4 protein-coding genes are annotated in these 2,760 nt (G+C 60.1%); all 4 read right to left on the bottom strand.

Features of this window, described 5'->3' with window-relative positions:
• Positions 1–50: 50 nt before the first annotated feature.
• The 4 genes from C5L10_RS33285 to C5L10_RS33270 all read right to left on the bottom strand — a co-directional run bounded on the left by C5L10_RS33285 (position 51) and on the right by C5L10_RS33270 (position 2,713).
• Entirely contained in the window at positions 51–269 is a 219-nt protein-coding gene (locus C5L10_RS33285; protein WP_105433203.1) for a hypothetical protein, read from the bottom strand.
• 19 nt (positions 270–288) lie between these two features.
• Positions 289–1,812, bottom strand: a complete 1,524-nt coding sequence (locus tag C5L10_RS33280; RefSeq protein WP_105433202.1) for an IS66 family transposase — start codon at positions 1,810–1,812, stop codon at positions 289–291.
• Positions 1,813–1,883: 71 nt separating this feature from the next.
• Positions 1,884–2,240 carry an IS66 family insertion sequence element accessory protein TnpB gene (tnpB, locus tag C5L10_RS33275; protein WP_105433201.1) on the bottom strand — a complete coding sequence of 119 codons (357 nt, stop codon included), beginning with the start codon at positions 2,238–2,240 and terminating at the stop codon, positions 1,884–1,886.
• Positions 2,237–2,713 (bottom strand): transposase, encoded by a 477-nt coding sequence (locus tag C5L10_RS33270; RefSeq protein ID WP_105433200.1) that lies wholly within the window; start codon positions 2,711–2,713, stop codon positions 2,237–2,239. The genes tnpB and C5L10_RS33270 overlap by 4 nt, the downstream gene beginning before the upstream one ends.
• Between the last annotated feature and the right edge of the window lie 47 nt (positions 2,714–2,760).

Genomic DNA, 2,760 nt, shown 5'->3' with positions numbered 1-2,760 from the left:
GTAAGCGCTGTTCTGACACCAGGGTATTCAGGGCTTGACTGGTTTCATTGTCACTGCAGGGCAGCAAGGCGCTCTGCTTCAGTCATCGCTGCAGCTTTGGTTTTGAATGGCCCGATATCATGCTCCTCGGTATCGGGCAGCCATTTCGCGAGGAACCACCAGCCGCCTGGGCGGTAGCTGACGTTGCTTCGCACCGACCCGACGTTCTTGGCAAAGAACCAGCCGGAATCAATTCCATCTTGTTCCCAATTGATGCTTTTCTCAGTCATGACATACCCGTTGGTGGAGCTAGCCAACCACTTTATCCGGGCGATATGACCACGGCAACAACTCGTCGATCTGGCTGTTCGGATGGCCGTTGACGATGCGGGTGAGGATATCTGAGAGATAGGCCAGAGGCTCGACTTGGTTGAGCTTGGCGGTCTCGATGAGCGATGCGATGGTCGCCCAATGTTCAGCACCGGCATCAGAACCCGCGAAGAGTGCGTTCTTCCGATTCAAAGCAATTGGCCTGATGGAACGTTCGACGGTGTTGGAGTCGATCTCGATCCGGCCATCGTCGATGAACCGGGTTAAGCCATCCCAGCGTGACAGGGCATAGCGGATCGCTTCGGCAAGCTTCGTCTTCTGGCTGATGTAGTCGAGCTGTTCACGTAGCCAGGGAGCGAGGCTGTCGGTGATCGGTCGGCTCTTCTCTTGGCGCGTGGCGCTACGCTCCTCGTGTGTGCGGCCACGTATCTCGTCTTCGATCCTGTAAAGTTCGGCGATGCGTCGAAGCGCCTCGCTGGCGATGGGTGCCGGACCGGCGGCGGCCAGTTCATAGAAGCGGCGTCGAACGTGAGACCAGCAGAATGCCAGCGACACGGTGTTCCTTGCCGCGAGCGGGCGATATCCACTGTAGCCGTCGACCTGCAGGATGCCGACGAAGCTCTCGAGATGGACCATCGGACGTTCACCTTTGCGGTCCGGCGCATAGACATAGGCGACGCCGGGCGGGTCATCGCCCTGCCATGGCCTGTCATCACGCGCATAGGCCCAAAGCTGCCCCGTCTTGGTCTTGCCACGTCCCGGATCGAGCACCGGGGCTGTCGTCTCGTCGGCGAAGAGCTTGGACGACGACTTCAAATGATCAAGCAGCCGCTGATGGACCGGGCGCAGATGCCAGGCGGCACGACCGACCCAGTCGGCGAGCGTCGAGCGATCGAGATCGATGCCCTGGCGCTTGTAGATTTGCGCCTGGCGGTACAGCGGCAGGTGATCGGCATATTTGGAGACCAGAACCTGGGCGACGGTTGCCTCGGTCGGAATGCCGCCCTCGATCAGGCGAGCAGGAGCGGCGGCCTGGACCACGACCTCTTCGCAAGCCCGGCAAGCATACTTTGGGCGGCGCACCACCAGAACGCGGAATTGGGCGGGCACAATGTCCAGCTTCTCGCTGACATCCTCGCCGATCCGATGCAGATCATGGCGGCAGCAAGGACAGGCATGGTCATCGATATCGACTGTGATCTCGATGCGCGGCAGGTGTGCTGGTAGCGAACCCCGGTTCGTGCGCCGCTTGGCGACCTGCGCCTGGCGAAGAGCATTCGACGTCTGCTCCTTCTCTTCCAGCCCCACAGCCTCGACCTGTTCGGCCTCTTCAAGCCCCAACAGAAGCTGGTCTTCGGGAAGGGTCTCGGCCCGGCGGCCGAAGCGATGGCGCTGCAATTCCTTGATGATCTGACGCAGGCGGGCATTCTCCGCCTCGCGCGAAAGCACCATGGCTTTCAGTGCGTTCAGGTCATCGGGAAGCTCGTCTGCCGTCATCGTCATGGATCGAGAACAGCATATTTTGCCGCTCAGAACGAGAGGTTAGATAGTGCTGATTCAATTGGTCGCGGCCGCTATCCAGCCTTTATCGGCGCTCGCGTTTCGCTCGGCGCATGAACGCGTTTCCAGTCCAATCCCTCGAACAAAAGCGAGAACTGAGCGGCCGTCAGATGCATCGCACCATCTTGCATCCGAGGCCAATGGAACTCGCCATCCTCAAGCCGCTTGGCGACCAGGCACACGCCGCTACCGTCCCAGAAGATCAGCTTGATCCGGTCCGTTCGCTTGGCCCGGAACACGTAGATCGTGCCAGAGAACGGGTCGGCACCCATCTGGGCCTTCACCAGCGCTGCCAATCCTTCCGCGCCTTTGCGGAAGTCGACGGGCTTGGTGGCGATCATCACCTTTACCGCACCGGACGGACCAATCACGATTGAGCCTTCAACGCCTGGATAACGGCGACGATCGTTGCGGCATCGGTGCCAGAGGCGATGCGCAGCGTGGCTCCATCAATTTGCAATTCGATAGCCGCCTCCGGACAAGCTTTTCGTGGCAAACGTGCCTGCCGCACCTTCTTCGGCTCCGATTTCTCCGGCGACACGACGACCGCTGGCGCAAACATCGGTTCTTCCTCCGCCACAGCAAGAGCCTCAAGCGGCTTTCGGGCGAGCCGTCGCCATGTGAACAATTGCTGTGGCGTCAACCCATGCCGCCGCGCCACAGAGCACACCGTCACGCCAGGCTCGCAACTCTCCGCAATGATCTGCGCCTTCTGATCGTCGCTCCATTCGCGACGACGGCCACTGCCGGTGAATATCTCAAACCGGTGGACCGGCTCATCCTTGGAGTTAAGCGTAAGCTCTGAAATCGACATATGTCCAAGCCCTCTTTCGAGGCTGAACATCAATGATCAAGTGATGATCCGGAAGGTGGGGTCAGGACAGCGCTTAC

It is taken from the genome of Neorhizobium sp. T6_25, assembly GCF_002968555.1.
In the GTDB taxonomy this organism is placed as follows: domain Bacteria; phylum Pseudomonadota; class Alphaproteobacteria; order Rhizobiales; family Rhizobiaceae; genus Neorhizobium.
This window is presented reverse-complemented; position numbering and strand designations above follow the sequence as displayed.

Bases quoted from the DNA above. Each gene is read 5' to 3' on its own strand.
- C5L10_RS33270 (WP_105433200.1), bottom strand. From the start codon at position 2,713: ATGTTCAGCCTCGAAAGAGGGCTTGGACATATGTCGATTTCAGAGCTT.
- C5L10_RS33285 (WP_105433203.1), bottom strand. From the start codon at position 269: ATGACTGAGAAAAGCATCAATTGGGAACAAGATGGAATTGATTCCGGC.
- C5L10_RS33280 (WP_105433202.1), bottom strand. From the start codon at position 1,812: ATGACGATGACGGCAGACGAGCTTCCCGATGACCTGAACGCACTGAAA.